Origin of the sequence: Oceanobacillus polygoni, assembly GCF_008304605.1 — a bacterium.
Lineage (GTDB): Bacteria > Bacillota > Bacilli > Bacillales > Amphibacillaceae > Oceanobacillus > Oceanobacillus polygoni.
The window spans coordinates 1-1,828 of sequence record NZ_PIJY01000047.1; the positions used below are offsets into that span (position 1 = coordinate 1).

Annotated in this window: 1 protein-coding gene; it reads left to right on the forward strand. The window is 38.5% G+C overall.

The genetic code is table 11. From position 1 onward, the window contains the following. Window positions 1-150 precede the first annotated feature (150 nt). The coding region (locus F1560_RS20660; RefSeq protein ID WP_245347917.1) for an IS1182 family transposase at window positions 151-1,828 on the forward strand (1,678 nt) is incomplete at its 3' end.

Here is a 1,828-nt window from a genome sequence, read left to right on the forward strand (position 1 = left end):
GAGGCTGGGACAAAACCCCAGTAAGAAAATAAGCGTGGTACCTCGGGTACCACGCTTATTTTTATTATAAATATCATATTTTTAGTAAACAAAAAGGACACCTTTTGATAAAATTAAAGTGACCAAACAATAATTTTCGGAGGTGTCCTTATGTTTAAACATTATACCATGAATCAAGTCGTTTTGCCGCTAGATTTAGAAATGAAATTACAAGAAAATGATATTGCCTACGCTGTGAATGATGTGGTGGAAACTATTCCTGCAGAGGCATTCGATACCTTTTTGCGTGTTACTGGTTGTCCAGCCTATCATCCAAGAATGATGATGAAGGTTATTCTGTGTGCCTATACGCAATCCGTTTTTTCTGGAAGAAAGATAGAAGGGCTACTCCAAGATAGCGTACGGATGATGTGGTTAGCTCAAGGGTATGAACCAAGCTATCGCACCATCAATCGTTTCCGTGTACACCCAGAGGTTAAAGAACTCTTGCGTCAATGCTTCGTCCAATTTCGCTGTCAACTTGTCCAAGAAAAACTAATTGATGAAGAAGCCATTTTTATTGATGGAACGAAGATAGAAGCAAATGCGAATAAGTTTACGTTTATTTGGCGTAAATCGATTGAAAAATATAGCGCTAATTTGGTAGAAAAATCGAATCAAATGTACGATGAATTATTAGAATTGGAAATCATTCCAGAAATAGAGCGGGAAACTTCAGATGAACTATCGACCGAAGAACTCACAAAAGTAGTCGAAAAGCTAGATGAGAAGGTTGAAGCATACGATAAAAAAATAGAAGCGAGTGAAATCGGAAGCGAACGTAAACAACTTCGCTCGGAGCGCAAAGCACCAAAACAATATCGCAAACAATTCAAGGATTATCTCGCACGCAAACAGAAATACCAGAACGATATGGAAATTTTCGAGGAACGAAATAGCTATTCAAAGACGGATCATGATGCGACGTTTATGCGAATGAAAGACGATTATATGAAGAACGGCCAACTAAAAGCAGGTTATAATGTGCAGGCTGCGACGGAAGGGCAATATGTGCTCGCTTATGATGTATTCCCAAATCCAACAGATACACGCACATTGATTCCATTTCTAGATAAAATCGAGGAAAATTTCTTTGAATTACCGGACTATATTGTTGCAGATGCAGGCTATGGTAGTGAACAAAATTACGAAGATGTCATCAACCATCGCAAACGCACCCCGCTCATTACATATAACCAGTATCGAAAAGAGAAGAAAAAGAAGTACAAGCAAAACGATTTTCACGCAATGAATTGGGAATACAATGAGGAAAATGATACGTTTATCTGTCCAAATGGAAAAAGGGTAATGTTTAGCCACATGTCCAATCGAACAGACAAACACGGGTTTACACGAACGTTTAAAGTTTATGAATGTGAGGACTGTTCAAGTTGTCCATTACGTTCCCTATGTACCAAAGCGAAGGAAGGGAAGAATCGAAAAGTTTATTATAACGAAAAATGGGAAGAGCAAAAAGAATATATTAGACAGCAGCTTTCGCAAAAGAAAACGGGTGAAATCTACGGAAAACGTAAAATTGATGTAGAGCCAGTCTTCGGATTTTTGAAGGCTAATTTGTGTTTCACTCGAATGTCTGTAAGAGGAAAAGGGAAAGTAGAAAACGAGTTAGGATTCGCATTCCTGGCGGTAAACTTAAGAAAGTATATCGCTAGGAACAGAAACCAACCGATAGATCCTGAAAATCATCCAACGAAAAATGGTTCCAATCATCAAAAACCGATGATTGGAACCATTTTTCAGTTCATTTGGCTAGTTATGTCCCAGCCCC